At 39.0% G+C, this 1,712-nt stretch carries 2 protein-coding genes; one reads left to right on the top strand and one right to left on the bottom strand.

Features of this window, described 5'->3' with window-relative positions:
* Nucleotides 1–206 precede the first annotated feature (206 nt).
* Nucleotides 207–482, top strand: a complete 276-nt coding sequence (locus AB6D93_RS23935) for an HU family DNA-binding protein (protein ID WP_102333117.1) — start codon at nucleotides 207–209, stop codon at nucleotides 480–482.
* A gap of 89 nt (nucleotides 483–571) precedes the next feature.
* On the opposite strand, the gene AB6D93_RS23940 is transcribed toward AB6D93_RS23935, so the two are convergent.
* Entirely contained in the window at nucleotides 572–1,462 is an 891-nt protein-coding gene (locus AB6D93_RS23940; protein ID WP_102333110.1) for a FitA-like ribbon-helix-helix domain-containing protein, read from the bottom strand.
* Nucleotides 1,463–1,712: the final 250 nt, after the last annotated feature.

The following is a 1,712-nucleotide window of genomic DNA, read 5'->3' on the forward strand; positions in this document are numbered from 1 at the left end:
ATTTGGATAAAGAAAGAAATACGCTCAAGTCCGAAACCGTGTACATGCGCTCTTTAGCTGCAGCCAAAGCCAGCGCCACCACACACGCGACTGAAAATACGTCTAAAATAGAAATTAGCGACGTTGTCGATAAACCCCTCGCCTTTCGTTATGCGACTGGCAAGTGGGATGAAGAAGAAAAACCAACTCTAGAACAAGGAAAAGAGATGAACCGTAAAGAATTAGTGGATCATATCGCTGTAGAAGTCGACATCACTAAAAAAGAAGCCGATGCCGCACTCAAAGCCATCATCGAAGGCATTACCACAACACTGGCCGATGGTGATGACGTTGCTTTGGTTGATTTTGGCACATTTAAAATCACCCACCGTGCAGCGCGTGAAGGCCGCAATCCGAAGACCGGTGAACCCCTTCAAATTGCGGCGTCAAAAAGCCCAACATTTAAAGCTGGTAAAAAACTGAAAGAAGTGTTGAATCCATAACGCTTTGCTCAGCCTCACTGAAATATTGATGATTTTAGTGAGGCTGTGAATCGCAAAGCATAGAGCCTTGATCAAAATTCAACAATTGCTTATCTTCTGTGTTCATTAACTTTAATACACAACTCTCGACACCCTGACCAGTATTCTCGTAATCGAGAATCACCTTTATCCCAGACATCCTCCCACCATGAACTATCAGTTTGTTTTTTTATTAAAGCTAGGGGGTCTATATTCCCTTTTTCCAACTCTTGACTATCCAATTCATCAAATATATAGCTCTTAATCATAATGTTAGAAGCACTTAAACTGGTAGAACCTTGAGAGCTTGTATATTCTTTGTAAAGCTGCTCCCAAAAGACAAACAACTCGCACAAAGAGTTAAAGCCACCGTTACCAACTGAGCCATCGAGTATATAAGGAGTGTAATAAACAATTGAACGCTGATTCTCATAAATTTTCACTACATATATACATCCAGAAAAATCCCGAATAAAAGCAATGTTGATTAAATCATCATATCGTTCCTTCTTAAGTAACCAATCGATGGCTTCTTTCGGCTTCTCTGGAATACGAATGTAAGTTTTATCAAATGGAGATCCATCACCATGTTTCAACCATTTTGGATCAGCAGAAAAGTAGTCAGCTAATGCATCAAGCTGTTCAAAAGTAGGTTCAACCTCCCCCTGAGCCCACTGTTCAACAATAGAGCCCTTTGCAAAACCCAATTTTTCAGCCACATGTGAGGCTTTCAATTCGAAATTAAGAGCACCATTTTTTTGTTGAATCAAAAAAGACAACCTCTCACTTATTTCCCCACGATAATACTCATCCACACTAGCTTCTGAGCCATTAAGTTCCGTCCATTTAGCAAGCGCATACCTAACTTCCGCTTCCACTGAGCGCTCATTAATAGAAGCTAGTTCATTTAGACGTTCTACAATTTCGACTTTTAAGTTTCGAATAGTTAATCGACCAAACATAGTTTTTTCCCTCAAATAAAACTGATGCCTTCATTTTGACATCATAACGCACTCACTCAAGTTCGTAGTCTGAAAATCACTATAAACATCACACAATAAATACAAAACAACATTAGTTCATTTTAGGTACACCTTTAATGCACTGGGCTATTTTAGTGCTGTAAATAGCAAAAATAGATGTATAATGCACCAACTTAACTAAACCAATGTAAAATGCACCAATGAACAGCAATATACGAATTTATGGTTA

It is taken from the genome of Vibrio sp. 10N.247.310.23 (assembly GCF_041467155.1).
GTDB classification, from domain to species: Bacteria; Pseudomonadota; Gammaproteobacteria; order Enterobacterales; family Vibrionaceae; genus Vibrio; species Vibrio crassostreae_C.

Coding starts and splice junctions, on each gene's coding strand:
- AB6D93_RS23935 (WP_102333117.1), top strand. CDS start 207: ATGAACCGTAAAGAATTAGTGGATCATATCGCTGTAGAAGTCGACATC.
- AB6D93_RS23940 (WP_102333110.1), bottom strand. CDS start 1,462: ATGTTTGGTCGATTAACTATTCGAAACTTAAAAGTCGAAATTGTAGAA.